The sequence below is a fragment of the Thermomicrobium sp. CFH 73360 genome (genome assembly GCF_023806465.1).
Classification (GTDB): Bacteria; Chloroflexota; Chloroflexia; order Thermomicrobiales; family Thermomicrobiaceae; genus Thermomicrobium.
This window is the reverse complement of the sequence record NZ_JAMSLS010000003.1, coordinates 88,512-114,124: the sequence shown is the minus strand read 5'-3', so window position 1 is coordinate 114,124 and position 25,613 is coordinate 88,512. Positions and strand designations below refer to the sequence as shown.

The following is a 25,613-nucleotide window of genomic DNA, read 5'->3' as shown; positions in this document are numbered from 1 at the left end:
CTGAGCCGGTCGGAGAAAGGGGCACAATAATGCGGGTGACGCACGGAATGCTGGTGGACACGCTGCTCCGGAACCTTGTAGGGAATCTGGCGCGGATGGAGCGGGTGTATCAGCAGATCACCTCGGCACGCCGCATTGCCCGGCCATCCGATGACCCGGTCGGAACGGCAACGGTGCTTCGGCTCGGCTCGGCCGCCCAGGAGATCGAGCAGTACCTCGCGAACGTTGAGCAGGCGAAGACGTGGCTCGACTTGACGGATCAAGCACTGACGACTGTGGGGCAATCGCTGCAGCGGGCACGGGAACTCGTGGTGCAGGCTGCGAATGACTCGCTTTCCGCCGACGACCGTCAAGCAATCTGGCAAGAGTTGACCGCGCTGCAGGAGCAGATCGCTACAACAGGCAACTATGCACACGCTGGCCAATACCTCTTTGCTGGCACCCTGACGCAGACTGAGCCGTTTGACCTCTCGGCCGATCCACCGACGTATCAAGGAAACAGCCATCCACTCTCCCGACTGATCGACCGCGGGGTCAGCATTGAGATCAACGTGACCGGTGACACGGCGATTTTGCCAGTGCTTCAGGCACTCAAGCAGGCACGTGATGCTGTTGCAGCAAACGACCCAGTAGCTATTCGGGCGACGCTTTCCACCATCGACGCAGCGCACACGCAGCTTTTGGCAGCCCAGGCCTCAGTCGGCGCCCGGGTTAATCGGCTTGAGGCACAGCGAGACCGCTTGCTCGATGCACACACAAGTACGTTGCGGCTCCTGAGCGAAGCCGGCGATACCGACATGGCTGAGGCTGTCACCCGTTTCTCAAAGGAAGAACTGACCTACCGGGCGGCATTACAGGCAGGGGCTCGCGCAATCCAACCGACACTGCTCGATTACCTCCGGTGACGACCACGTATAAGGAGCAGAGGATGACACAACCGATGAGCGAACCCCAGACGGTTAGCAATCTCACGGCGATCCACACCGAGATCATCTTCCCCAACGGACTTGTGGGTTGTCCGGAATGGCGACGCTTTATGGTGGAAGCCCCGGAAGACCTCCCCGGGCTGCTCCTGCTCCGCTCTCTCGACGAACCCGGGATCGAGTTCGTGCTCGCGCCGGTCCTGGAGCTGGTTCCGGACTTCTTCGAACAGCTGGCCGCATCTGACCGCGCAGCGCTTGTGGCTCTTGGCGTCGGGCGCAGCGAGCAGGTCGAGCTGTGGGCGACGCTCAGTGTGCACGAGGACGGGTTGGTGACAGCGAACCTACTTGGCCCCCTGGTCCTTGATTTCGAACGGGGTTGCGGCACGCAAGTCGTCCTGACCGAGTCGGGCTGGGGGACGCGTCATCCGATCCTGACGCGGTGAAAGGGGCACGCCGGTGCTTGTCTTAACCCGTCGCCCGGGCGAGGCGGTCGTCATTGGGGAGGGAATCCGGGTCATCGTCCTCGCAGTCGAGGGAGAACGAGTGAAACTGGGGATCGAGGCCTCACGTGAGATCCCGATCGTGCGGGCAGAGCTCCTCGCGGCAGTGGAGGCAGCAAACCGGCAGGCAGCATACTCCCCACAGCGTGTCTTAGAGCGTCTCAAGCGTGCCCTGGCCGGGGCGGGCGAACAGCAACGCTGATCACCCTGGGAAAACACCCCGCAGCCCTCCTCACCGCGACTCTCCAATTCCAGACATAGTCCTCCCGAGGACGAAGTCAAGGCGCTTGTTCCCAGCCGTACCGCCAACTGTCTCGCCAGTGTCCAGCCGAACCGCATCCAATCCTCGCTCGCAGGAGCCATACGGGCACATCACCATCAGCGCTGAAGATGGCGTTGCGGGGTGAGCTCAATGTCAGCCGCATGGACAGTTCAACGAGGAGGAAGAACACTCTATCTCAGGCTGCCCCCCGAAGTCATCCACTGGCCTACTCGGCATACCGCAACCTTGGCTTCCTCTCGGCGATTGGTAAGAACGCAGAGTGAAAACACGTTTCCGCCCGCTTCCCCTTTTCCACCACTACGTGACAGATTCCCGAACTGCGCGTTGTATGTATCGCAGAGGTGTGCGGTGCAGCTGTCACCTCGTCAGCACAGTGTCTTCGAGGCATCGCAGCGTCCTCGTAAGGGTGAAAGGGGAGCGCGGACGGGCATCTTGCCACACCTGTGGACACCTGTTCACCGGAGACGTGGAAGGCGAGTAGCGCAGTGATCGTCGCACACTGGAGGCTGGTCGCTGAGCGATGGGAGTCGACCTGGCTGGGTTTCATCATCGAACTTCCCGGATGCCTGATCACCGGTTGCTCACTTGAGGAACTCATCACGGAGGCACCGATGGCGATCGCAAAACATCGAACGTGGCTGTGTGCGAAGGGGCTCACTGTCGCTGAGTGCCCCACGAATGCGATCACCGTGGTCGAAGTTGCAGAGGCATCTCCCGATGGCCGAAGACCGTTGTTTGAGATCGACCAGCGCGTCATCACACCTGAGGAGCTGGCCCACGCGTTGGAGGTCGGCGACGCGGCGCTCAACGAGCTGGTCGCGCTGACAGATCGGACACGGGAGTGGGAAACCCTACCACTTGACCATCGTCCGTCTGGTTGCACACCACCGCAAATCGTGCGGCACGTCGCGGAGTTTGACCGCTGGTATGCTGCGCGGCTAGCTCCCGACGCCGGTGCGTTGGCACTTCCGGAAGACCCACTCCTGGCGCTCCGGCAGGCAGCGCAGGCCTTTGTTTCGGTCACTCGGGCCTGGTGGGCCGTATGGGGAAGTCGGGTGGTGGAGCGCGACGGTGAGCAGTGGACGGTTGCCAAGGTGCTCCGGCGTCGGACAAGTCACCTGTGCAAGCACGCCATAGAACTCCTCGCGTGGGTGCAGTGCATGGAGCGGGCTCGAGAGACATGAGCCGACACCACTCGCGCACCGACGAACCACCGCCAGGCGACAAGGATGGCGCACGAGCAGCACGGGGAAGCGTGTCAGACACTACACGGGAATCGCTATCCGCGGATACCTTTCCCCGAGAGTGGAGTGACGACGGAGGCGTTCCTCCTCTTCCAACCTAGTCCATGAGATTGAGCAGGCGGCCTCGGTGGACACAGAACCGAGGGACCGATCGGGTTCGCCGGGGCGCTGCCCGGCCACCGAAGTGGTCTACGCCTCGGCACAGCTTTTGGGAAACACCAGAGAGGTCGTACCGAGCTCTCACCACTCGCAACGATCCTCTGGCGGTCCAACGCGGGTACGGCGGACAGGTTCAACAGGGGAACTCCTGCCGACCTCGGCGAGCTGACTAAAATCCGGTGAGGTATCCCGCCCCGAGAGGGACAAGTCACGCGGTGTTCTTTAGAGGTCCTAGAGCACGCCCGCTTCCTGTCCTAATTCGCGGAAGATCTGGTTAAAGTCTGCTTCGTCTGACTTCACAAACACGCCAGCATTTCCCATAACACAGACCGCATAATCCCCCGCTGCCACGGCCCAGCCACGCAGAGGAGTCCACTGCATCCCCGTATACCGGGAGTACACCTCGGCCTGCATCCGCAGCATCAGGTTGTTTGCAGCGCACATGAGCGCAGTCATCGCCGCGTGTTCCTCGGAAAGCGGCCCTGTGTACGCGACAAGGGATCCATCAGGGCCGAACTCGCCAGCAGCGAAGACGCCGCGCAGGTTCATGAGCCGATCGAGATTGACCGCCATTGGTTTCCTCCTTCCGTGGGGACACGAGGTCACTTCGGAGCGGGACACCTCCCGGGCAAGCAAAATGATTGTAAGGGGTACCCTAGAGAAGTACAGTATGAAGATCATCAGGTCATCAGGTCAAAGGTAGACTGTTCCATCGGTCAAGGTGGACGACGTGACCCACGCCTGAGCACATCGAGCGGCCAAGAGTCCCCGATCCTGAGGCAGGTCAGGCACGGGAAGCTTGCGGTGGACTCTTCCTAAGACCGCGTCGATGCCAGGACGAAGGATCACTCAGCAGAACAATCGCCAAGTCGCCGGATCACGCTCTGCTGCAGCGTAGTCAAAGTCGCTGGCGAAAGGCTGGAGCGCGCAGCGCCCCTCCAGCACACGCAACGCGATGTAGCGCGAGAGCGCAGTGACTGGGACGGCGGGGTCATGGAGCTCCTGGAGAGAGAAGAAGCGCGCGTCGTCAATCTCCTGTCCGTCAGCGTGCGGCTCACCAGCGATCCAGTCTAAGAGAAACATCACGTACGTGTCATTTCGGGCACCGTCGCAACGGGTGCGCAGGCCCAAGACGCCGCAGACAGCGGTCTGGATGCCAGTTTCTTCGGTCACTTCCCGGACAACCGCCTGATCCAGCGTCTCGCCAGGCTCCACGAGACCGCCCGGGAAGAGATAGAGTCCACGGGAGGGACCGTAGCATTGGCGGACCAAGAGAATGGCATCGCCGCGGCGAACCACACCACCGACGGCAACAACATGACGGTTGTGCTCAGGCATGGCATGCTCCTCTCTGACACCCTCTCGAGTATGGCCGCATCGCGGACATCCAGCGAAGAGGAGACTCGTCAATAGCGAGAGCTCTGTTGTCCTCGAGCAGCGCAGACAGCAGATCGCATCATTGCTCCTCATGGGTGCGAGGGTCTCTCTTGGAAGCGTCGCATCGCAATGCATTCCCTCACTTCCCCATTCTCGATGAGGGAACGAGTGGAACACGAGCAACACCATCGGTTCCTCTCGCTGGTGACAGGGGTGCAAGGCCGCTTCGAATACATGGAGAGGACGTGTCGATCGGTTGCCTGAACGCGGCGGATGCCGGACACACCGTGACACGCAAATACTCGGGCCACGACCTGGGAGCAAGCGCGCTCTTCGTGTTGAGCAGCAGAGGACCATCTGTGAAGGCAGAACGATCTTCCACGACGGTAGGGTGGACTACCCGGCCGCACGAGCACCACCGGAAGGACGCATGCACGTTCGTGGCACCACGGGGTCAGAACCGTGGACGACAGGGAACCCCACAGCGAGGCATGTCGTCATTCTCTGGCAGCTCACCGTACTCGCAACTGGGCGCGACTGCACGGGCGAGACAGAAGTGACGCCGGCCCAGGGGGAACACATGCGGTGACGCACGCTCGCATGCCGGGATGGGGAACGGCTGCTCACGGGCGTGGGGCGCAGGCAACACTCCGCTTGTGGGAATTGCCCGAGGTGAACCGGGAAGGGGTCAGCGGAAAGGAAATGAGACGCTCCTTGCATTCGCCGTCATCGTCAAGTTCCATCCGGTCCTGCTGGGATAGGAGCGAAAGTCCGAATGCTGGCGCAGGCGCTTACGTGATGACGAACAGGCTGCGCTGCGACAGAGAGTGGCGATAGCCGGGCGCGAGCCGGCCGATCATCAGGGGCACGACAACCGACAGCGTCTTAGGGTTGTGGGACAAGGTCACGAGGGTTGTGGATCTTCCAGTGACCATCTTCGTAGACGAGACGGAACATATAGGTCGTGACACGCGGGCCAAGGCGTTGGACGACAATGACGGACGCTTGATCGCCGCGGATTTCGGGCTCGTCGATTTGGAGAATCTCGATGCGGCTACCAACTTGCTTCGCCACCTGGACCACCGCCGCGAACTCATCAAACGACTCCCCCTCGTTCGTCGCGCGGGAATGCATGAGCCAGGCTTCGCCAGCACGACCGTGGTAGATGGCGTCGAGGTACCGGGTGACGACGAAGCGAATTTCATCGGCCGGGTTCGCGAAAGGCGTGGGGGTCGTTGTAGGAACGGGGCGAGAACACGCCAGGACTGTGAGCACGAAAAAGAGAAGGGGTATGGACCAACGATGCATGACAAATCTCCCGCGCCTTCGACTGAGCGCTGGGGCAAGGATAGCGAGCAGCTCTTGACATGGTCAACCACCGTGTATAAGATATGATCAACGTTGAACCATTCCTGCGCCTCAGCGTGTCCTTACGGAGTGTGGAGGAGGGTACCGTAATGGCCATGGCTGTGTCGCGTCGGCAGTTCCTCAAGGTCGGCGGCGCGGCAGCCGGGACGGCAGCGGGAGCGTTGCTCGGGCTGGGCGTGGACCTGCGGCCGAAGCAGGTGCGTGCCCAACAGCTGCGCATCAAAGATGCGCAAGTTTATCCGAGCGTCTGCCCGTACTGCGCGGTCGGCTGCGGCACGCTGGTGCACGTCGTGAACGGGCAGATTGTCAATATCGAGGGGAACCCGAAGAGTCCGGTAAACAAAGGGAACCTGTGCCCCAAGGGAGCAGCGACTTACCAGCTGCACGTCAACCCAAACCGGCTGACGAAGGTCCTGTACCGCAAGCCGTATGGGACACAGTGGGAAGTTGTGGATCTTGACTGGGCGATGGACCGCGTCGCGGAGCTGGTCAAGAAGACGCGGGATGAGACGTTTGTGGAGACACTGCCCAACGGGAAGCGGGTCATGCATACGACGGCGATCTTCGCGTTGGGTGGTGCAACGATTGATAACGAGTGGAACCACATTCATCAGAAGCTGATGCGCGGCCTGGGGATTGTGCGGATCGAAAACCAGGCGCGGATATGACACAGCTCGACCGTCCCCGGTCTGGGGACTCGGCTCGGGCGCGGTGGTGCAACCAATCACGCGGGTGATTGTGTCAATTCCGATCTCATCTTCATTATGGGCTCGAATATGGCGGAGAACCACCCGGTCGCTTTCCGCTGGGTAGCTGAGGCGAAGCGGCGGGGGGCAAAGGTGGTTCATATCGATCCACGCTTCACCCGGACATCGGCACTCGCTGACCTCTATGTTCCGTTGCGTTCAGGAACCGACATTGCCTTCCTGGGTGGGCTCATCCGGTACGTGATAGAAAACGAAAAATATTTCAAAGACTACGTCGTCAATTACACCAATGCCGCGACGATCATCCGCGACGATTTCCAGGATACGGAAGACTTAGAGGGTGTATTCTCCGGGCTCAAGGAGGCACCACAGGGTACGAACCAGAAATACGTCTATGACAACGCAACATGGCAATACAAACGTGTGGCTGCCTGGGACGTGGCCAAGGCGCGCGAAGAAGCGAAGAAGGCAGCAACGTTTGCGGAGATGATCCAAAAGATGGTGCCGCCGGCGGCGGAGAAGGATCCGACGCTGCAGCATCCGCGGACGGTCTTCCAGATTGTCCGGCGACACTTCTCACGGTACACCCCAGAGATGGTGGAGCAGATCTGTGGCACGCCGAAGGAGCTCTTCCTGCGCGTGGCGGAGATACTCGCGGAGAACTCCGGCCCCGAGCGGACCACCATGATGGTCTACGCCATGGGCTGGACGCAACACACCTACGGCGTGCAGAACATTGGTGCGGCGGCACTCCTCCAGCTGCTCCTTGGCAACGTTGGCCGGCCGGGTGGAGGTATTCTCGCGTTGCGCGGCCACGCAACGATCCAAGGCTCGACCGATGTTCCGACATTACACCATTCGATTCACGGCTATATGGCCCATCCGGACGCCCGACGCAACCATGATACCCTGCGCGACTATATGCTCACGGAGACACGACCGACCGGGTTCTGGGCCAATTTGCCGAAGTTCTTGGTGAGCTATCTCAAGTCCATGTATGGGGATGCAGCCAAGCCGGAGAACGACTTCGGCTATGACTGGCATCCAAAGATCGCTGGTGACTACTCCTTCATGGCCAGCTTCCACGCCATGGCACGTGGGGAGATCAAGGGGGCATTCTTCTTCGGGCAAAACCCGGCGACGTCGATCAACGGGAGCCTGATCCGACGCGCCCTGGCCAACTTGGATTGGATGGTGGTGAAGGACAACTTCGAGATTGAGACGGCGGCCTTCTGGTACAAGTCACCGGAGGTCGAGCGTGGCGAGATGAAACCGGAAGAGATTAAGACGGAGGTGTTCCTCTTCCCATCGGCACAGGTTGCGGAAATTGAGGGCACCTTCACCAACACGCAACGCTGGATCCAGTTCCATGAGAAGGCCGCCGATCCTCCAGGAGACTGCCGCTCTGACGCGTGGTTTACCCACCAGTTGGCCCTGCGCCTGAAGAAACTGTACGCAGACTCGACGCTCCCGCGTGACGAAGGATTCAAGAACCTTACCTGGGACTTCGATTATGATCCTGGCCATTACCCAACGAATACCCGGATTCAGGGTGAGCCAGACGTCATGAAGATTTGGCGAGAAATTAACGGATTTAAGACCGACACTGGCGAACTCCTGAAGGGGTTCGGCGAACTCAAGGATGATGGCTCAACGACCTGTGCCTCCTGGATCTACTGCGGGGCGTATCCCGAGGAAGGGAAGTTCTTGCCAGCGAACCGGAATCCAGATCCGGATGACAAGCCAGGGACGCACCTCGGTTGGGCCTTTGCGTGGCCGGCCAACCGACGTATTCTCTACAATCGGGCGTCCGCCGACCCCAATGGGAATCCCTGGTCGGAGCGCAAGAAGCTTGTCTGGTGGGATGCGACGCAGAAGAAATGGGTTGGGTACGACGTGCCGGACTTCCCTGCCACCAAGGCACCAGATACCCCAGCCAAGCCTGGTGCGGCAGGGATGGACGCGCACGACGGCAAGAGCCCCTTCATTCTGCTACCCGACGGGAAGGGGTGGCTTTTTGTGCCAACTGGGTTGCAAGACGGACCGCTACCCACCCATTACGAGCCGGTCGAATCCCCGGTGCCGAACCTCTTGTATCCGAAGTGGCAAATCAATCCGATCGCCAAGATCTACGAGCACGAGCGGAACCAGCTGGCAACCGTGGGCGATACCCAGTACCCGATCGTGTTGACGACCTACCGCCTAACGGAGCACCACCTCTCTGGTGCGATGAGCCGCTGGCTGCCGTGGCTGGCCGAGCTGCAGCCAGAGCTGTTCGTGGAAATCAGCCCCGAGCTCGCGGCGGAGAAGGGGATCAAGAATCTTGACCTCGTACGCGTTAGCTCGAAGCGAGGCTCGATCGTCGCGAAGGCGCTCGTGACGCCACGGCTGCGGCCCCTGACGGTCAACGGGAAGACGGTGCATCAGATTGGAATGCCGTGGCACTGGGGCTTCATGGGGTTAGCGGTTGGGGATGTCGTAAACGACCTGACTTCCTGGGTCGCTGACCCGAATGTGATGATCCACGAAGCCAAGGCCCTTTTGGTCAACGTCGAGAAAGCGCAGTAGTGGGGACTGGAGGAGACCCAGGGCGGCCACGGCTGGTCGCCCTGGGGATCTCTGGGGGAGATGAGCCATGGCGGAACCGATGGGCTTCTTCACTGACACCTCGGTGTGTATTGGTTGCAAAGCCTGCGAGGTCGCCTGCAAGGCATGGAACCAGCTCCCGGCACGGAACGGCGGCAAGGTGCAGCTCAGTGGCATGTCCTACGATAACACTGTGTCGCTCAGCGGCATCCAGTGGCGACACGTCAAGTTCATTGAGGACTTCACGCCGGATCGCTCGACTGGCCGCTGGCTCATGATGAGCGACGTCTGCAAGCACTGTGTCCGTGCCGCCTGCCTTGAGGCCTGCCCGACAGGAGCCATCATCCGGACCGAGTTCGACACCGTGGTGATCCAACAGGACGTCTGCAACGGGTGCCGGGCGTGCATCTCGGCCTGCCCATTCGGCGTCATCGAGATCAACCCTGAGACGAATACCGCAATGAAGTGCACGCTCTGCTACGACCGGCTGCAGGCCGGGATGGTACCGGCTTGTGCCCAGGCTTGTCCGACCCAATCGATCCAATTCGGGCCGATCTCGGAGCTTCGCCAGCGGGCACAACAGCGGCTCGAACAGCTGCATGCTCAGGGTGTGACGCAGGCTCGGCTCTATGGCCACGACGAGTCGATCCTCGGCGGGTTGAATTCGTTCTACCTGCTGCTCGACGAACCGGAGAAGTATGGCCTGCCGTCGAACCCGCAGCTCCCCTCGACCCGCGTACCCGCGGCCGCGGCCGTCTCGACTGCGACCGCTGTGGTACTCGGTCTCCTGGGACTCGTCGGGCTGCGAAAGCAGCGGATGGATCAGCTGGCTGCTGCGGCAAAGCAGGGGAACGACGGGGAGTGAAGGGGGCGGGACATGCCGGACACGTTCTATACAGTCTCTCCACACTGGGGCTGGTTTGCCGTTGTCGAGTTCTTCGTCGCCGGGCTAGCTGGGACATCAGCCGGCATTGCGGCACTCCTCTGGTTGTTCAGTCGGAACCGCGATGACCGCCTCGTGGCGCGTTGGGGCTTCGGCATCGCCATGGTCGGCAGTGTGTTGAGCGGTCTGCTCTTAATCGCTGATCTCAAGCGGCCAGACCGGTTCTGGCATATGTTGCTCTTCTCTGAGACTTTGCTCCCGACGTTCCTCAAGTGGTGGTCGGTGATGGCACTGGGGGCATGGGCCCTCTTCGTCTTCGGCGGGACTTCGTTCCTGATCCTCGTGGGCAGCCTGGCTGAGGCTGGGCGGCTGCCTCGCGGGCTGGCGTTCCTCGGTCGGGAACCGATCGGAACCATCCTGGCCTTCGTGGCTGGTCTAGCCGGAACGTTCTACGCCGGATACAAGGGCGTGTTGCTCAATGCGACGAACCGTCCGCTGTGGGGCGATACGGTGTGGTTGGGAGCGCTCTTCTTCGCCTCAGGGATGGCCGCAGCGTGTGCACTCTTACTGCTGATTACTCGTCGTCGAGCCCCAGCGACTTCAACATGGCTTGGGCAGCTGCTCTTTGGCGCCCTGGGGGTCACGCTCGTGGTGGCTCTGGGGCTTCTCTTCACACTGCAAGGCAGCGTCTTACGTCTCGTGCTGGGCAACGTGTACGGTGTGATCTTGGCACTGACGCTTGTGTTCGGTGTTCTGCTGCCTTTGATCTTGACCTGGCGCCCCCAACTGCTTGGGCGCTATGCCGTCCCAAGCCTGGCAGTACTTGTGTTGGCTGGTGCCTTCTTCCTGCGTGTTGCCGTGATTCTCTCCTCGGAGGCAGCGTAAGGTGGTAAGAAAGAGCTTCAGCACGTCACGCCGCATCCAGCAAGGGCTGCGCTGGGTCATGGTTATCCTTCTTACAGCCCTGCTTTTAGCCTGTAGCCCGGAAGCATCCCGGTCACGTGGTGGTGGCTCCGGCGGCGATATCGGGAATCGCGCCCAGGAGGTGCAACTCCATCCTGGCGGCCCCAGGATCATCTACTACAACACCCCGAAAGAAGGAGAGGCGAGCCAACTGGCTGGGATGACCGTCGAATGACCGCAATTGTTGCACGGCTCGAAGCTCTCGCTCAGCACGATGCGGTCCTGGCCCCGCTGGCACGGCTCTATGTGCTCGTGCTACGGCTGACTGACACCACGGAGGGATCGCTCGTGACTGTGCCCACGACACAGCGTCTACCGGAGCCGCACTTGAGTGTCCCGCTTCTCCACCAGCAGACACTTGCGATTGATCTGGGCATGATGGAACGACTCTTTCAAGAGGCCAGTGAACTTCTCGCCGAGCACGGCTTACCAGAGAGTCAAGCACTAGTGGAAGCTGTGGCGCAGAGACGACTTTCTGCACTCGAACTCGTCCAAGCAGGTGTCCAAGGCAATGCGGTGGCTTTTGAACAACTGGCGAGCTCAACGCAGATTGCCGTGCAACTCATTACTGTACTTGGGAACGTCCTCAGTATCCCTGTCCTGGCGTCAGCCAGTCGTGTCATGTCCTTGGGCGAGCTACTACGTTGGCGAGTGGGCTATTGTCCCCATTGTGCTGCTTGGCCCACTCTGGCAGAGTTTCGAGGACTCGAGCGAGAGCGTTGGTTGCGTTGTGGTCGGTGCGGTACTGGGTGGCGTTACCCGCACCAGCAGTGCCCGTTTTGTGGAAACAGCGACCACCGTAGCCTCCGCTACTTCGCTGAGGAGGGGAAACAGGACTCCCAGCGCGTCGAGGTGTGTGAACAGTGTCGCGGCTACGTGAAAACATTCGCGACGCTTGGACCGTGGAGCCATGGTGAAATACTCCTCCAGGATCTGACAACGGTCGAGTTCGACTTACTGGCTCAGGATCGGGGATATCAGCGGCCGGAGGGACTAGGATACCCGCTGGAGGTCCAGGTAGTCGCACAGGAACTGCTTGCCTAACTGTCTGGTGCGGGCAGTGCCGATTGCACCCGTTCCCAGCAATGTCACGTTGCGGCAGACATGCGATACGCGGCCGGCGCAGCAACAGGGAGTAAGTTGCCCGATTCGAATTTGCTTGACAAGCCGTCTTGGGAGGGGCAAGGGGCCATCTCGGTCGAAAGGACGAGGCCATGCCGCCGGTGATCGATCCAGCACAACTGACCCGACCTTCAGTCTTCTGTCGTGCACTGCTTGCCGCCATGGAAGCGAGCGAAGGTCGACGGAAGCGACGCAAGCGCGACCAGACACCAGACACGCTTGGGCAGGAGCTCAAGCGCTGGGTGCTGGAGCAAGCGATTGCAGCCGACCCGGAGCCAGAGGCGTTTGAGGGATGGCTGCTGCAGCTGGTGCTGGAAACCCCGGGGAGCGGGGGATTGCGGGCAATGTGCCAAGAAGTGTTGATGGAATATCAATTGGCGCAGCACGACCCAGACTTCCGTGCATGGTTGGCACTCGGCGCACCGAGCGCAGACAAGCCACGGGCATAGGACGTATCGCTTGTGACCAGCGCACTTGCTTCTCAAATGTGCTCCACACTTGAGTCAGTCCATCATCCGCTCCCAAAGAACGGATCTCTCCACTCGGAAACTCGGAAGTTACCCACGTTGCTGTGCTCAGGCGTCGGGCAGCACAGTGCCTCTCCACACCAGAACAATAGCCGGCCAACCACCAGTGGAGGTGAGTGAGAATGGTCTTCTCTGGGTTTTCATCAGATAAACGCTAGAGTCCACAGCCGAGGTGGTGATGAATCTGCTCGTCCCCACACAGTTATGACCAGGATAGGCTAGGGTCCATGAGCAAATACAATTTCTTGATAGCCGAGACGAGAGGGGTCTTCGGAGAGGTTTCCTTATGACGCAGAATGATGTACAGGTTGCCTTCGAGTTGCTTCTTCAAGAGATCACTGCTGTCGTTGAGGCCGTTCGTCGGCAAGGAGCACTCTGCCTGGAGCAAGGACAGTTGGACGAGGCACAACGGGCAATCGAGGTCGCCCGTCAATGCGAGGCCTTTCGAGCACGCGTCAAAGAGATGCAGTTTTAATGGTCTGAGCTCTTCACCTAGTCCCTCCCCACGCCGAGGCGCAGACCACGACCAGCCACGGGGAAGCGGCTTCCGCGTGGTCTTCGGACACCGGAAGAAGCCTTTAGGCGGCCAATCCTGGAAGCGCTCGCACAGCTTGGCGGGGCAGGCAGGACTGAGCACGTCCTACAGCTTGTTGAGCAAAAGATGGGAGCAGTGTTGAATGACTACGATCGCAGCCCATTGCGATCCAATGGAAGTATCAGATGGAAGAATACGGCACAATGGTGCCGGAAGATGATGGTCCAAGAGGGCTTACTGGAATCGAGTTCACCGCGAGGGATCTGGAAGCTCACCGAGATGGGATGGGCAGCAGTGAACGAGCTATCTCGCGCCGAATCTGCACCCTGAACACCGCACGCTCGATGCCGGTGATCGGAACGGAGGAACGTCCACGAGAGAGTTGTGTGGGCCCCAGCCTGGAATCTCTTCGCCCACAGGCCAGGGACGGCGAGGACAAAACTGGAGAAAGAAAACACGCCAAGCTTTTTGGTCATGCGCTGTTCCCAGGCGCCTCATTGCGTGCGGCAGCGCAGTACTGATTGACCCTCCCGTCAGAAGGAGCCACGTGAGGAAGAACAGACGAGAAGACCAGCGCTCTCTCCGGCTTTTCGGCAAGCGGCTTTTGACAAGGCAACACACCTGAAAGCGTTGCGCAGCCAAAAGGTCTCACCCCGTGCCCCGCACGCGCGAGGGCACGGGGTGGTGAAAAACCCGGACACGAATGCGCGACACACTCAGGCGGTCACAGGAACAGCAGCCCTGCGCCGATGCTGACCACAGCCACCACCAGGACGAGCAACGCCGGGACACGCCAATCACGCAGCGCAGCGCCGTAGATGAGAAGACTCGGCAAGCTGACCGCTGGCAGGGCGAGCAGAAGCGCCGCGGCTGGGCCCGTAAGACCCTGTTGGATGAGTGGCGCGGCGATGGCGAGTTCCGTCCAAGTGGGAATCATGAAGAGAACTCCGACCACGGTGGCAAAGATCACGGTACCAACGGTGTTACCGCCGCCGAGCGCAGTGACCACGGGAGCTACCCAGCCAATCACTGCGGCAGCGATGAAAAGCATCGGCACCGCGACACGGGCAATCACCCAGGTCGTACGGAGCCATGCTGCGATGAGTTCCGACGGAGATTCGACTCGTCGCCCCTGGACGACCTGTTCGAACGCAAATGCCCGCGTGAGACGCTCAAGCCAGCGTAGACCACGCATGCTCGCGTCACCAACAATCACGGGTGGTCGACGTCGAACAGCTAAGGCGACAAGCCAGGTCCCGAAGACGGCCAAGATGACACCTCCAACAATGCGCAACAGAGCGAATTCCGGAGGCAGCAGGGCGGAAGCGAGGAACAATGTTGTCACGTTGAGGAGAGGAGCTCCGACCACAAACGCGAGAGACGCGTTGAGCGAGGCACCACCACGGTAGAGACTGGCTCCGAGCGGGCCCGCGCAGCACGAACAGAACGGATAGGCGAGCGCACTGACGCTGCCGGTAACATGGGCCTGGAACCCACGCAGGCTGAAGGCACGCTTCAGCCGCTCGCTCGAGCAGAGCAAGACAAGGAACAACGCGCCGAGCAAGATTCCCAAAGTCGTTGCATGCCAGACGACGAGAAGGAAGTTGACCGCCTCGCCGAACGGACGCAGCCAGGTCGGCAGCGCATCGACGGCAAAGGTCTTGGCAATACCCGCCTTCCCAGCGGCCGCGACGCGCTGCGCTTGGACGATTCGATAGACGAAGAGATCAACGACCAGGAGGCCCATGAGTAGTCCCGCGAGGACGTCACGGGCCCGACGGAGGTCGCTAAGGCTGAGCGTCGACTCGGTGGTCCGCAGCGCCCGATAGGCGAGCCAACAGAGCACGAACGCAAGCACGAGTGCACCAAGATGCCACGGAGTGACGTACAAGAAGGCTGAGGGAGAGCCGAGTTTGTCATAGGACTCGGGAGCAAGGAGGAAAGCCCGTCGCATATCGACGACGGTACCGAGCAGGAAGGCAAGACTCAGAACGAAGAGACCGAGTGCGAGGACGAAGCTGAGGCTTGAGCGCTGAGCCGACGCCAAAGGCTGTCGTGGAACGGCACTGCTCACGGAGATCCCCCTTTCAGCGAGACCGTTGCATCAGCCGCTGAAGCGACCCGACCGCACGGGACACGGTTCCACCATGCTCGGAGTCGCATCAGATACGCACTCTGGGCAGAGAGATTGCATCTTCTGTCAGAGGCGGCCGAACCGGCCGCATCAGGGGGATCAGGGGCCTCGAGGAACACTCGGCCCAGCATCCTGGCCAAGGAGCCAGGCACGAGCTGGGGAACAGTCGAATCTCACGCGACGATCGTGCATGCGTGCAACAGACCTTCGCAACCAACCGTTGTCGACAGCGTAGCGCACCGCTCGGCCTTTGTCAACAAGGCGTTTGGGAATCGTCGGGGATTGCCGTACACTACTGGGTGCCGTAACGTCTCTGGGCGCGATCGCCGAGAACGGGTTTCGGGATCACCCGATACCAGAATCCCTCGTGATCGCGAGGGACCGAACTGGGGCAATACCGGGCGACCGCGGTCGTCCGGCTGCTCCGAGATGGGAACCACGCGTCGTGAATCAGCTATGGAGGAATCGTAGTCGGCACAGGACACTCCTACACTCCACCGCAGCTACCGAGCTGCGCGTGCTTCCTGAGAACCCGAACTGGTGGACACCGAGCGCCGAGATACATAGAGTCAAAGCGGAACACTGCAGCCCAGTTGACGCGCCGGAGATTGCGATCCGCTCAACAGGAGCGCGACAACAGTGTCGAGCGTCTCCGTCCTCACCCGAGTGTTATGGCAGATAGGCGGATTATGGAGCCTGCACGTAGCCGGGATACTGGACGACGCCATCGACAACGCGGGAGAAGACAGTTAGCTGGTGCGGCTGCAGACGCGTGGGGGAGAGGATATGCCAGCCAGAGATACCACGCGCAGCGAGCGCATCGGCGATAAGGCTCCGGTGACAGCGCCACGACACCGCTTCGGCACAGAGCAGAGCGAGTGACCCCTCGCGTATCGCCACCTGGAGAAGTTCCTCGAGCGCAGCAGCAAAGACAGGAGTCTGCGTGTAATCGGCGAAGCCACGGAAGCCGGCCTTGACCCAGCCTGTATTGGGCGAATCAGGCCGCGGTCGGCGCCGACCACCGAGAGCGGGGCAGTGCCGATAGCTCATGCCGTGCTCTGGCAGCTGCTGGGCAAGGAGTTCCCGATCGAACTGTGGATTCCGGCGTGAGTGGGGAAACGCCGCACGTCCACCAGACAGCGAATCCCATACGCGCGGAGCAGAGCCAGAAATTCCTCCAAGGAGCGATTAGAGTGGCCAATGGTGAAGATCTGGACGTTCGACATCATGCTCAGTCTTGCATCGAGGATGAATCGGCTGCCTGCACTCGACGGATGGCGAAAAACTCTCGGCCGTGTGAGAATCCCGAGAGTCATCACCGGCCCTACTGTACCACCTGTAGATCAGCTTCAGCCCGGCAAGGTCTCGTGGTGCGTATAGGCATAGCACAGGATCCGAAGGGTAAGCAGATGCTCGCCTGCACCGCCGGAGTCGTGTCCGGCGCTTTGCCTTCACCGTGACAGTTTCCTGGTCTGCTGCAACCGCCGAGCAGCATCCTCCACTGCCGCAAGGATACGGAGGTAGGAGCCACAGCGACAGAGATTGCCGGCGAGGTAAGCCGCGGCCTCCTCGGGGGTAGGGGTAGGATTTTCCGTGAGCAATGCTACGACACTCAAGATCATCCCTGGCGTACAGTAGCTGCACTGAAAAGCTTGCTGCGCGAGGAACGCTTCCTGAACGGGATGGAGCGCACCGTTCGGACCAACCAGTCCTTCGAGCGTTGTCACCTGGGCGTCATCTGCGAGACTCGTAAGAAGCAGGCAGCTGGAAACGGGACGTCCATCAACAAGCACAGTGCACGCACCGCAGATGCCGATACCGCAGGTTTCCCGCACGCTGGTGAGCCCAAGACGATCACGCAAGGTTTCGAGAAGGGTCTCGTCGCAGAGGACCGAAAGTTCGTGGTACTCACCGTTGACGGCAAGGTGAACAACTTGTCCCATCAGGACGCCTCCTGCCGAGTGGCGCGCAGGGCACGTAACACGCGTTCGGGGGTCAGCGGTAATTCCGTGAGGCAAGCACCGATGGCCCGCGCGACGGCGTTGCCGATGGCCGCGGGGACGGGCGGCAGAGCGGTTTCACCAAGCCCATGCACCTCGGCCCCAGGACACTCCAAGAGGTCGTGTGAGAGTGTCACCGGAAGATCGAGAAACGAGGGGATGAGATAGTCTGAGAGATTCGTCGTGAGCGGCTGCCCTTCGTCGTAGACAAGCTCCTCGAAGAGCGCGCTACCGAGTCCCATGATCATACTGCCTTCGTTTTGCAATGCTGCCGTGAGTTGATTGACCACGCGGCCAGCATAGACTGCAGCATGAAGTCGCAGAATGCGTACTTGCCCTGTCTCTGGATCAACCTCGACTTCGGCACCTGCCGCTCCTTGATGCCAGTGTGAGGAAGCAATGCCGTGTCCCGTTTCGGGATCGAGTCCACCTTCGTTCCTAAAGACGGCGTGTTCTTGCAGTTCGTCGCTCCCCGTCGCAGTGACGAGCTCACCCCAGCTCACACAGCGCTCCGGCACACCGCGGACACAAACCGCTCCAGGGAGAAGCTCGAGGTCCTCCGGCGCGGCCTCAAGACGCTCTGCTGCGAGCTCGCGAAGGCGCCGAGCGAGCGCCTCTGCGGCTTGGCGGACTGCGTTGCCCATCATGTAGGTTGAGCGACTTGAGGTGGTGCGGTTATCGAATGGAGTGCGATCGGTATCTGGATCGACGACACGGACAGTCGTGTAGGGTATTTCGAGTGGCTCCGCCGCAAGCTGTGCCAGCACGGTACGGGCACCTTGGCCGAGTTCGACAGTCGAGGAATAGACCGTCACGCGTCCGGCGCGGTCGACACCGACACGAGCCTCCGAGCGGCTCGGTGTTGTCATCCCTTTCATGACGACAGCAAGCCCCTTGGCCCGGAGGCGACCCTCGGGCGATCGCGCGCGGGAACCTTGTTCCCAGTGGAGTGCGCGAGCGACCGCCTCTAGGCATTCGCGGAAGTGAACATCGTGCAGCGTCTCGCCGGTCGCGAACTGCTCACCATCATGAAGGAGATTGCGTAGGCGAAACTCGAGCGGATCGAGCCCGAGCGCGTCAGCAGCGATGTCCATCATGCGCTCCGAGGCCCAGACAACCTCAGTAACGGCGTAGCCGCGGAAGGCACCGGCAGGCGGGAGATTGGTATAGACGCAGTAGGAGTCCACCGCCACATGTGGGATGCGATACGGGCCCACACTGCCGAAGCCACCCTTGCGTGCGACATCCGGGCCGCAATCAGCATAGGCTCCAGTACTCCAGTACGCCTGCACCCGCTTGGCTGTGATGCGACCGTCACGCGTAAGGCCAAGGCGGATCGTGACGACCGTCGCGTGGCGAGTGAGCGTCACGAACTCCTCGTAGCGATCGAGCACAAGCTTGACAGGACGACCAGTGAGGTAGGCAAGGACTGCCACCTGCGGCTCAATGCGCGGGAAAACCTTGGAGCCGAAGGACCCCCCCATCGGGGGTACAATGACGCGTACCTGTTCTGGAGCAAGCCCGAAGAGTTGGGCAAGGATCTGACGGGTGTTGAAGGGCGTCTGGGTGCCGCTGATGACCACCAGACGTCCATCTTCCCAGTAGGCAAGCGCAGCATGCGGCTCCATCGCCACGTGCTGCGCAGCCGGCACGCGGAACGTCTCTTCGAGCACGAGGTCGGCCTCGGCGAAACCACGCTCAATGTCGCCAGTGTAGAGCCGGAAATGGTTACAGCAGTTGGTCCCAAAGATCGGTCGCAGACCGAAGTAAACGGCATGGCCGCGATGCGGCTCTTCGGGGCGGAGCTCGTGGATCAGCGGCGCGTCTGGTCGCAGCGCCTCAATCGGGTCGAAGACTGCAGGCAGCGGATCGTACTCGACGACGACCCGGGCAGCGGCCTCGCGAGCCGCACGCGCGTTCTCCGCAGCGACGAGTGCAACCATGTCGCCGACGTAACGGACGCGCTCGTGCGCGAGCACGGGTTGGTCTTCGATCTGGGGACCGTAGACAGGGCGCAAGTTCGGGATGCGAGCGAGGTCAGCAGCAGTCACAACGGCGACGACGCCCGGCACCGTCCAGGCTCCACTCGTCTCGATGCGACGGAGACGGCCGTGCGGTATGGTACTGCGCACGACCGCAGCGTGCAGCATCCCCGGAATGCTCACGTCCTGGCTCAAGCGGATGCGTGCGGTCACGCGCTCCCATGCATCGATCATGCCGAACGTTGTGCGACCACTCACCCTATCTCCTCCCGTCAGCGCGAGCCGCAAGCATCGAGATCAGGTTACACTGGTCCGGTACGCGAAGAGCAGAACAACCCAACAGGAGCAGGGAAGGAGGAAGTCTCGACCCACGAGTGCCGATGCACCATAGAGAGCGTAATGCTTGCGCCAGCAACGCAGTAGAGCTGTCGCACAAAACAGGGATCACCAGGCGAACCGCTGTTCGCTTGGGGTGGAAAACAGTCCCTCTTCGCTACCGCGTCAGATGAGATAGACCGTGCCGCAGGGTACGGGGCAGCGACACTGCCAACGAAATCCCACCAGGCCACGTGCCACCACGTCATCCGTTGTTCTTGCTGAGCGCACCGGACACGAGAATCGGCGGTTCCGCGATCAGTGGGTGAGGACGCGAGGACCACGAGCGGCCGGCCGCGGTCAGATGTGCTGCAACGACCCACGCCGTCAGGCCGATCCGCTGCGACCGGTTGCGGCCGACCGCTCGTCATCTTGGCACCCTCCGCTTCAGCTCAGGATCTCTACGACGCCAGCTGAGCCGTTGACACGGATCCGCTGTCCCGTACGGATCACCTGCGTCGCAACGCTCGTGCCGACGACTGCAGGGATGCCGAACTCGCGCGACACGACCGCAGGGTGCGAGAGTTGTCCACCGGAATCGGTCACCAAGCCAGCGATCTTGGTGAAGGCGACCACCCAAGCTGGGTTGGTCATGCGGCAGACCAGAATCTCGCTACCTTTGAGCGCATCGACATCCTCAAGCGTGTGGGCGACGAAGGCAGTGCCTTCAATCACCCCTGCCGAGGCTGGAATTCCTTCGATCCGTTGCGTGACCTCTCGCGGCTTGAGCGAGTCGAAGAACTTCTGAGGATATCCCCAGAGTGTCTTATAAGGTTCCTGGAAGAGTGCCCACTCGCTGGCCGTGCCAATCCACTCACGCGGGCGGATAGAGAATGCATGCTCACGTGCTTCACGACGCTGGCGAACCAGTTCCTTAGCGTTCGGCAGGTTGGAGGGTTCGGCAGCGAGGACGCGGAGTTCATGGTAGCGGAGGAAGAGCACGTCGTCCGGCTCGTCGAGAAGGCCCGCCTCCACCAGGCGTCGTCCGATCGCCAGGAGAACGTAGCGCATGCGGGCAAATGTACCCTGGTCGATATAGAAGTGATGGTCAGGAGTGAGTGGCATCATCTGGAGGACGCGGTGAAGGGCCGCCTCCACGCGTTCGCGTCCACGGACGTCACCCGGCGGAATCTTGCTGAGGAGCTCCTGGATAGCAGCATCGCGATCCTGACGGAGGCGCTGAATGGCCTCTGGATAAGAATAGTCCGTCTGGAGATACCCTTGGATCGCGGCGATGATCGGGGCGGGATTCTCGTACCAGGTCGGGTAGATATACTCGTGGCTGAAAAGCGCCTTATGACCGAACTCGCGCTTGTACTCGTCGAGCCAGCGAAGGAATTCACGGCCCTCGGCCGTCTTCTCGAGTTCGGCGAGGATTTCGACCGGCGTCTCTTTGCTGAAGGCATCGGTAAGCACGACGTTGCGCTTGACTCGCTCCTTCGCTTCCCAGAGCGCGCGGACAGCGTCCCAGTTGCGGTCACTATCCGAGACCATGATCCGCTCGAGCAGGGTGGAATCGACGTCGCCGATGACCTCACGCACGGCGCTCTGGAAGTCGAGGGAGGCTTGGAACTGCGAGAGGTTGAGGATCCAGTGGATCCGCCAGTGACGCTCTTGGATGTCGATTGCATCCTCCAAGAGGACCATGAGTGCGGGGAGCGAAGCCGTCTCATAGGGGAAGGAATCGAGATAGGCAAAGTTCCGCTCAATCTCTGGGCGGAGCCGCTCCTGCCACCATTCCAGGCCTTTCTCGGCATACACGCGCATGACCATGTTGTAATAGGGCGCGATCTCTTGCGCCTCTTTGGGATCGCGCGGGACAACAGCGGTATAGAGATAGCCGTTGACCAACTTCGCCTTCCAGTCGACGCCAAACGGTGCACCAAACCGACGATAGAGATAAGCACAGGTTGCCCACCAACCGCCGAGTTCGAAGAACATCGGGGAGAGTGGGTTCGGGCAGTGGAGGTCATCCCACCACCAGAAAAGCTGCTTCTCCTCCTCACTGGCCCATTCGACGGGGAAGGACTCGTCACCTAAGAAGGTCACGGGGAGCTGGACTTCCGGTCGCTCCTGGGCCATGGTTTCCCTCCTCTCCGCGCAGCACAACAGCGAATCAACGCTCACTCTGGCTCAACGAGCTCGTAGAACTCTGGCACGCGACTCTCGAGCATCGGGACGACCGTCCCAAGAATCTTCTCCTGAAAGTACGGGGTCGCCTTGTGTGCCTCGTAGTCCTCACGACTCCGGTATTGCTCGTAGAGCAAGAACTTGCGCGGATCGTCTTGTGACCGGTTGACGTAATAGACCAAGCAGCCGGGCTCCGACCGTGAGAGCGTGACCATCTCTTTCAAGATGGCTGCGATCTCGTCGGCCTTTCCTTCCTTGGCGTAGTAGTGGGCGACGACAACGAACGGCATCGGACACTCCTCCTTCCTTCCCTTCCGCACACGCTGCTCACGACGCAGGCTGACGCACCACGCGGTTGCGCAGCACACCGATCCCTTCCACCTCCAATTCGACGACGTCGCCAGGCTTCAGGTAGCGGCCGAGTTCAAGCCCACAGCCGTTGGTCACCGTACCCGAACCCCAGAGCTCGCCTGGGTAGATGGTCTCGCTCTGCGAGACGTGCGCAATGAGTTGGGCAAACGAGAAATGCATCCCCGCGCTCGATCCTTCTGACCACACCTCGCCGTTGACACGCGCCACCATGCGCAGGTTTGTCACGTCGAGTTCGTCGGGAGTGACCAGGAAGGGGCCAATGGCGTTGCCGGTATCGAAATCCTTCCCCTTGCTCGGCCCCATCCCGATCGGAGCCTCACGCATTTGCTGGTCGCGCGCACTGAAGTCGTTGAAGATGGTGAAACCAGCGATGTACCGGTGTGCCTCCGCAACCGGAATATCCTTGCCGCGCCGGCCGATCACCATTCCGAGTTCGAGCTCGAAGTCAAATTGCTGTGTGTACTGCGGCATCACCACGTCCGCGTCGGGGCCGACGACCGTCTCGGGATCCCCTTTGTAGTAGGCTGGCACCTCATACCAGGCTGGCGGAATTTCGCCGCCGCGGCCAAGGGCACGGCTCGCATTGCGCATATGCCCTTCAAAGGTGAGGAAATCCCGGATCACCCGCGGGCGCGGCAGCGGCGCGAGAAGACGAACTTCCTCGAGTCGATACCGCGTACGTCTCCCGAACGCTTCTTCGACGCGGAGTCCCTCCTCGACCGCCCGAGCTGCTGCTTCCCATCCAAGTGTCCCATGCCCCAGAAAGGCAACCATATCGTCTGGCAAGAGCAGCGCAGCCAGCCGCTCGGCCTCACAGCCAGGATCGGTCCGTGCGAGGTAGGCGGAATAGGCGACCTGGAGATCGACAAGCCAACCATCGGCCAAAGCGCCCATCCGGCGAATGGCACCGGCCGGGCTCGGGACCGCAAACGTGGCGAGCTTCATGCGTCCATACTCCCTCCCTGCTGGTAGTAAAGACCGGCGCGCTTTGCAGCCAGGCGCAGTGCACGAGCAACGAACACTCTGACCATCTCCCGGCGGTACCAGGCACTGGCCCGGAGATCGGAGACTGTCTCGACAGCTCCAGCATATGCGCTGGCGAGCACGGTGACGAGTTCCTCATCGAGTGGGAGTCCACGAGCGTGTTCGAGCACCGACGGTACGCGCTGCGGATGATCGCCGGCTGCACCGACGACAAGGTCGATTGCCGCGATGCGTCCTGCGTCATCGGGCAAGACGACAGCCGCTACTCCCAGAGCGGGACGATCCTCGTGCGAACGGGTGCGGAACTTGAGATAAGCGACTCCTGCTCGTGGTGGCAGCGGCGGTACTCGGATCGCGGTGACGAGCTCGTCCGGCGCACGCGCGGTCTGGTAAGCCCCGAGGACAAAATCGGCCACGGGTACCAGGCGACGCCCGCGCCGGCTCAGGAGCTCAACCGAGGCACCGAGGGCGGCCAAGACCGTCGGTGGATCGGAAGCCGGGTCAGCTTCACAGAGATTGCCGACCAGCGTCGCCTGTTCGCGCACACGGACGTTCGCCACTTCGGCAAGCATCTCTGCTAGAATAGGTGAATGCGAACGGACAAGCGACGAGCGCTCGACCGCGCGGTGTGTGATCGACGCCCCGATGACGAGTTCACCAGTCGGTTCCACGACCATGCGGCCGAGTTCCGGAACTCTTCGCAGGTGAACGAGCAGGCGCGGACTGATGAGTCCATGGCGGAGTGTCAGCGTGACCCAAACTCCTCCAGCGACGGGGACGGCATCCTCCCCTGCACTAGCGAGCAGCGCCAGCACCTCATCGAGCACCGTAGGAGCAACGACTGTGCAGTCCATCATCGGCTGCCTCCGGATCGACCGTCCACTGGAGCAGAGGCAGCGATCACCGTTTGCTCTTGCAGTCGGGCCAGTGCAGTGCGGAGGAGCGGCTCCGCAAGCTCGCGGACTCGGGGGATCCTGATCCGCTCCGCCATATAGCGGAAATGGACGGCAACGAGCTCGGGCGTGAAGCCCTGCTCACCGGTAAGCCCACGGCCGATGAAGCGATCAACGTTGACCTCGAGGAAGCTGAGTGAGTCGGCCGCCTGCAGCAGGTCAGCTTCCGGCCAGCCTCCCCACTCATGCACTGCCACAAGATCGCGTACGGCCTCGACAAGGGCAAGGTCGGCCTCCTGTTCGGTCAGCCACACAGCGACGATGCGTGCCGAACGCTTCTGGTGCTGCTCCTCATAGAGGCGATCAGGGATACCGCGCTGCACATTGAGCCGCGGAGAATCAGGCCCTGGGAAGTGGCGTTCCATATCATGAGTCAGCGCCGCCAGCCGAAGCGCCAGGCTTGCCTGCGGCTCCAGGATAAAGAGCCAGTCGAGTGTCCGGCGCAAGTGCTCGGCGTTCCAGTACGGAGCGATCCACTGGTGTGCTCGATCGAGCAGCTCGCGATCGGTCGGCATTGGCCGCTCCTGCCCTCAGACGAGCGTCGTGATCGGACGACTTTGCAAGAGAAACAGCTGTCCTTCGTCGATCGCCCACTCGACGTCTTGTGGCGCAGCAAAGAACGCTTCGACCTGCTCCGCCAGCGCGCAGAGTGCGGCGAGTTCCTGCTCGTCGAGCACGCGGGCACGTTTCCGATGCTCAGGCACGGATACCGCGATCAGTCCACCCTGCTCAGCTCGCACCAGCATCTGCGACTTGAGCGGGACGAGGGTACGGAGTAGCTGGCGGCTCCGTCGGTCGAGTTCATAATGGTCGGGCGTAACCTCACCGGAGACGAGCAACTCGCCGAAGCCCCAGACCGCCTCGACCACAAGCACATCGCGTCGCCGCTGGACGGGATCAGCCGTGAAGAGCACGCCTGCCTTCTCCGGCACGACGAGCTGTTGAACGACAACAGCGAAGGCGAGGTCGTCGAGCGACCCCTTGCGAGCACGATAGAAAAGGGCGCGCGGGCCGAAGAGGGATGCCCAGCAATCGCGGATTCGCTCCAGCACCGCATCGATCCCGCGCACATCGAGGAACGTTTCCTGCTGACCGGCAAAGGACGCCTGATGGGAATCCTCCGCCACCGCACTGGAGCGGACCGCCACAGGGATCGGTTCACCGTGGCCGAGTTCAGCGTAGGCGCTAGCGACCGCTGCATCGAGCTCCAGTGGGATTGGTTGGCTCGTGATAAGCTGCCGGAGCTCCGTCGCGATAGCCTCCAGCTGGTGCCGCTGACCCGGATCAAGTTGCCGAAGCAGTGCGCGGATGGTCGCGTCAAGTCCTGTCGCTTCCAGGAACGCCGCGAAAGCGGCACTGGTGACGACGAAGCCTGGCGGGACAGGAAGACCCGCAGTCGCCAGACGAGCCAGACTCGCCCCTTTGCCACCGGCCTGCGTGACGTCGGCACAGGCGGGATCGTCAAACCAGCGGACAAGCGCAGCCGTGGCAGCCCTCCTCATGGGA

Annotated in this window: 26 protein-coding genes; 12 read left to right on the top strand and 14 right to left on the bottom strand. The window is 61.4% G+C overall.

Annotation, left to right across the window (positions count from 1 at the left end; genetic code table 11):
• Positions 1 to 29 precede the first annotated feature (29 nt).
• The 4 genes from flgL (at position 30) to NET03_RS07210 (ending at position 2,890) form a co-directional block, all read left to right on the top strand.
• Positions 30 to 905 carry a flagellar hook-associated protein FlgL gene (gene flgL, locus NET03_RS07225; RefSeq protein ID WP_252128236.1) on the top strand — a complete coding sequence of 292 codons (876 nt, stop codon included), beginning with the start codon at positions 30 to 32 and terminating at the stop codon, positions 903 to 905.
• A 23-nt stretch (positions 906 to 928) separates the two neighbouring features.
• Positions 929 to 1,366, top strand: coding sequence for a flagellar assembly protein FliW (gene fliW, locus NET03_RS07220; RefSeq protein WP_252128235.1), 438 nt, complete (start codon positions 929 to 931; stop codon positions 1,364 to 1,366).
• 13 nt (positions 1,367 to 1,379) lie between these two features.
• Complete coding sequence (locus tag NET03_RS07215) at positions 1,380 to 1,625, top strand: carbon storage regulator (protein WP_252128234.1); 246 nt, start codon at positions 1,380 to 1,382, stop codon at positions 1,623 to 1,625.
• A 566-nt stretch (positions 1,626 to 2,191) separates the two neighbouring features.
• On the top strand, positions 2,192 to 2,890 hold the full coding sequence (locus NET03_RS07210) for a type II toxin-antitoxin system HicB family antitoxin (RefSeq protein WP_252128233.1): 699 nt from the start codon (positions 2,192 to 2,194) through the stop codon (positions 2,888 to 2,890).
• A gap of 450 nt (positions 2,891 to 3,340) precedes the next feature.
• Here NET03_RS07210 and NET03_RS07205 read toward each other — a convergent pair whose 3' ends face one another.
• The 3 genes from NET03_RS07205 to NET03_RS07195 form a co-directional block, all read right to left on the bottom strand.
• On the bottom strand, positions 3,341 to 3,682 hold the full coding sequence (locus NET03_RS07205; RefSeq protein ID WP_252128232.1) for a DUF2173 family protein: 342 nt from the start codon (positions 3,680 to 3,682) through the stop codon (positions 3,341 to 3,343).
• Between the two features lie 276 nt (positions 3,683 to 3,958).
• Positions 3,959 to 4,447 carry an NUDIX domain-containing protein gene (locus tag NET03_RS07200; RefSeq protein ID WP_252128231.1) on the bottom strand — a complete coding sequence of 163 codons (489 nt, stop codon included), beginning with the start codon at positions 4,445 to 4,447 and terminating at the stop codon, positions 3,959 to 3,961.
• 924 nt (positions 4,448 to 5,371) lie between these two features.
• Positions 5,372 to 5,794 carry a nuclear transport factor 2 family protein gene (locus NET03_RS07195; protein WP_252128230.1) on the bottom strand — a complete coding sequence of 141 codons (423 nt, stop codon included), beginning with the start codon at positions 5,792 to 5,794 and terminating at the stop codon, positions 5,372 to 5,374.
• Between the two features lie 149 nt (positions 5,795 to 5,943).
• Between NET03_RS07195 and fdnG the strand changes: the two genes are divergently transcribed.
• The 8 genes from fdnG to NET03_RS13810 all read left to right on the top strand — a co-directional run bounded on the left by fdnG (position 5,944) and on the right by NET03_RS13810 (position 13,507).
• Positions 5,944 to 9,129 carry a formate dehydrogenase-N subunit alpha gene (gene fdnG, locus NET03_RS07185; RefSeq protein ID WP_353655794.1) on the top strand — a complete coding sequence of 1,062 codons (3,186 nt, stop codon included), beginning with the start codon at positions 5,944 to 5,946 and terminating at the stop codon, positions 9,127 to 9,129.
• Between the two features lie 67 nt (positions 9,130 to 9,196).
• Positions 9,197 to 10,012 (top strand): 4Fe-4S dicluster domain-containing protein, encoded by an 816-nt coding sequence (locus NET03_RS07180; protein WP_252128228.1) that lies wholly within the window; start codon positions 9,197 to 9,199, stop codon positions 10,010 to 10,012.
• A 12-nt stretch (positions 10,013 to 10,024) separates the two neighbouring features.
• A complete protein-coding gene (gene nrfD / locus NET03_RS07175; RefSeq protein WP_252128227.1) occupies positions 10,025 to 10,915 on the top strand; it encodes an NrfD/PsrC family molybdoenzyme membrane anchor subunit in 891 nt (296 codons plus the stop codon).
• Between the two features lies 1 nt (position 10,916).
• Entirely contained in the window at positions 10,917 to 11,168 is a 252-nt protein-coding gene (locus tag NET03_RS07170; protein ID WP_252128226.1) for a hypothetical protein, read from the top strand.
• On the top strand, positions 11,165 to 12,037 hold the full coding sequence (locus NET03_RS07165; protein ID WP_252128225.1) for a formate dehydrogenase accessory protein FdhE: 873 nt from the start codon (positions 11,165 to 11,167) through the stop codon (positions 12,035 to 12,037). The genes NET03_RS07170 and NET03_RS07165 overlap by 4 nt, the downstream gene beginning before the upstream one ends.
• 170 nt (positions 12,038 to 12,207) lie before the next feature.
• Positions 12,208 to 12,564, top strand: coding sequence for a type III secretion fhipep protein (locus NET03_RS07160; RefSeq protein ID WP_252128224.1), 357 nt, complete (start codon positions 12,208 to 12,210; stop codon positions 12,562 to 12,564).
• Between the two features lie 364 nt (positions 12,565 to 12,928).
• Positions 12,929 to 13,117: a hypothetical protein gene (locus NET03_RS07155; protein ID WP_252128223.1), complete on the top strand. Its 189-nt coding sequence runs from the start codon at positions 12,929 to 12,931 to the stop codon at positions 13,115 to 13,117.
• 114 nt (positions 13,118 to 13,231) lie between these two features.
• Positions 13,232 to 13,507 carry a winged helix-turn-helix domain-containing protein gene (locus NET03_RS13810; protein ID WP_353655801.1) on the top strand — a complete coding sequence of 92 codons (276 nt, stop codon included), beginning with the start codon at positions 13,232 to 13,234 and terminating at the stop codon, positions 13,505 to 13,507.
• A gap of 394 nt (positions 13,508 to 13,901) precedes the next feature.
• Here NET03_RS13810 and NET03_RS07145 read toward each other — a convergent pair whose 3' ends face one another.
• The 11 genes from NET03_RS07145 to NET03_RS07100 form a co-directional block, all read right to left on the bottom strand.
• Entirely contained in the window at positions 13,902 to 15,251 is a 1,350-nt protein-coding gene (locus NET03_RS07145; protein WP_252128221.1) for a permease, read from the bottom strand.
• A 747-nt stretch (positions 15,252 to 15,998) separates the two neighbouring features.
• Complete coding sequence (locus tag NET03_RS07140; RefSeq protein WP_252128506.1) at positions 15,999 to 16,376, bottom strand: DUF488 domain-containing protein; 378 nt, start codon at positions 16,374 to 16,376, stop codon at positions 15,999 to 16,001.
• Complete coding sequence (locus tag NET03_RS13805) at positions 16,358 to 16,537, bottom strand: DUF488 family protein (RefSeq protein WP_353655800.1); 180 nt, start codon at positions 16,535 to 16,537, stop codon at positions 16,358 to 16,360. The genes NET03_RS07140 and NET03_RS13805 overlap by 19 nt, the downstream gene beginning before the upstream one ends.
• A gap of 225 nt (positions 16,538 to 16,762) precedes the next feature.
• Complete coding sequence (locus tag NET03_RS07135) at positions 16,763 to 17,254, bottom strand: (2Fe-2S)-binding protein (protein WP_252128220.1); 492 nt, start codon at positions 17,252 to 17,254, stop codon at positions 16,763 to 16,765.
• Complete coding sequence (locus NET03_RS07130) at positions 17,254 to 19,551, bottom strand: xanthine dehydrogenase family protein molybdopterin-binding subunit (protein WP_252128219.1); 2,298 nt, start codon at positions 19,549 to 19,551, stop codon at positions 17,254 to 17,256. The genes NET03_RS07135 and NET03_RS07130 overlap by 1 nt, the downstream gene beginning before the upstream one ends.
• Positions 19,552 to 20,055: 504 nt before the next feature.
• Entirely contained in the window at positions 20,056 to 21,750 is a 1,695-nt protein-coding gene (locus NET03_RS07125) for a PEP-utilizing enzyme (protein WP_252128218.1), read from the bottom strand.
• Between the two features lie 41 nt (positions 21,751 to 21,791).
• Positions 21,792 to 22,088: a putative quinol monooxygenase gene (locus NET03_RS07120; RefSeq protein ID WP_252128217.1), complete on the bottom strand. Its 297-nt coding sequence runs from the start codon at positions 22,086 to 22,088 to the stop codon at positions 21,792 to 21,794.
• A gap of 37 nt (positions 22,089 to 22,125) precedes the next feature.
• Positions 22,126 to 23,115, bottom strand: a complete 990-nt coding sequence (locus NET03_RS07115; RefSeq protein ID WP_252128216.1) for a fumarylacetoacetate hydrolase family protein — start codon at positions 23,113 to 23,115, stop codon at positions 22,126 to 22,128.
• On the bottom strand, positions 23,112 to 24,011 hold the full coding sequence (locus NET03_RS07110) for an FAD binding domain-containing protein (protein WP_252128215.1): 900 nt from the start codon (positions 24,009 to 24,011) through the stop codon (positions 23,112 to 23,114). Before NET03_RS07110 ends, NET03_RS07115 begins: the two co-directional genes overlap by 4 nt.
• A complete protein-coding gene (locus NET03_RS07105; RefSeq protein ID WP_252128214.1) occupies positions 24,008 to 24,622 on the bottom strand; it encodes an HD domain-containing protein in 615 nt (204 codons plus the stop codon). Before NET03_RS07105 ends, NET03_RS07110 begins: the two co-directional genes overlap by 4 nt.
• 15 nt (positions 24,623 to 24,637) lie before the next feature.
• Complete coding sequence (locus NET03_RS07100; protein WP_252128213.1) at positions 24,638 to 25,609, bottom strand: PEP/pyruvate-binding domain-containing protein; 972 nt, start codon at positions 25,607 to 25,609, stop codon at positions 24,638 to 24,640.
• Positions 25,610 to 25,613 lie beyond the last annotated feature (4 nt).

What these genes read in the sequence shown, in the direction of transcription:
- NET03_RS07105 (WP_252128214.1), bottom strand. Translation starts at nt 24,622, where the DNA reads ATGCCGACCGATCGCGAGCTGCTCGATCGAGCACACCAGTGGATCGCT.
- NET03_RS07115 (WP_252128216.1), bottom strand. Translation starts at nt 23,115, where the DNA reads ATGAAGCTCGCCACGTTTGCGGTCCCGAGCCCGGCCGGTGCCATTCGC.
- NET03_RS07205 (WP_252128232.1), bottom strand. Translation starts at nt 3,682, where the DNA reads ATGGCGGTCAATCTCGATCGGCTCATGAACCTGCGCGGCGTCTTCGCT.
- NET03_RS13805 (WP_353655800.1), bottom strand. Translation starts at nt 16,537, where the DNA reads ATGTCGAACGTCCAGATCTTCACCATTGGCCACTCTAATCGCTCCTTG.
- NET03_RS07155 (WP_252128223.1), top strand. Translation starts at nt 12,929, where the DNA reads ATGACGCAGAATGATGTACAGGTTGCCTTCGAGTTGCTTCTTCAAGAG.
- NET03_RS07160 (WP_252128224.1), top strand. Translation starts at nt 12,208, where the DNA reads ATGCCGCCGGTGATCGATCCAGCACAACTGACCCGACCTTCAGTCTTC.
- flgL (WP_252128236.1), top strand. Translation starts at nt 30, where the DNA reads ATGCGGGTGACGCACGGAATGCTGGTGGACACGCTGCTCCGGAACCTT.
- nrfD (WP_252128227.1), top strand. Translation starts at nt 10,025, where the DNA reads ATGCCGGACACGTTCTATACAGTCTCTCCACACTGGGGCTGGTTTGCC.
- NET03_RS07135 (WP_252128220.1), bottom strand. Translation starts at nt 17,254, where the DNA reads ATGGGACAAGTTGTTCACCTTGCCGTCAACGGTGAGTACCACGAACTT.
- NET03_RS07110 (WP_252128215.1), bottom strand. Translation starts at nt 24,011, where the DNA reads ATGATGGACTGCACAGTCGTTGCTCCTACGGTGCTCGATGAGGTGCTG.
- NET03_RS07200 (WP_252128231.1), bottom strand. Translation starts at nt 4,447, where the DNA reads ATGCCTGAGCACAACCGTCATGTTGTTGCCGTCGGTGGTGTGGTTCGC.
- NET03_RS07120 (WP_252128217.1), bottom strand. Translation starts at nt 22,088, where the DNA reads ATGCCGTTCGTTGTCGTCGCCCACTACTACGCCAAGGAAGGAAAGGCC.
- NET03_RS07165 (WP_252128225.1), top strand. Translation starts at nt 11,165, where the DNA reads ATGACCGCAATTGTTGCACGGCTCGAAGCTCTCGCTCAGCACGATGCG.
- NET03_RS07100 (WP_252128213.1), bottom strand. Translation starts at nt 25,609, where the DNA reads ATGAGGAGGGCTGCCACGGCTGCGCTTGTCCGCTGGTTTGACGATCCC.
- NET03_RS07125 (WP_252128218.1), bottom strand. Translation starts at nt 21,750, where the DNA reads ATGGCCCAGGAGCGACCGGAAGTCCAGCTCCCCGTGACCTTCTTAGGT.
- NET03_RS07195 (WP_252128230.1), bottom strand. Translation starts at nt 5,794, where the DNA reads ATGCATCGTTGGTCCATACCCCTTCTCTTTTTCGTGCTCACAGTCCTG.
- fliW (WP_252128235.1), top strand. Translation starts at nt 929, where the DNA reads ATGACACAACCGATGAGCGAACCCCAGACGGTTAGCAATCTCACGGCG.
- NET03_RS07180 (WP_252128228.1), top strand. Translation starts at nt 9,197, where the DNA reads ATGGCGGAACCGATGGGCTTCTTCACTGACACCTCGGTGTGTATTGGT.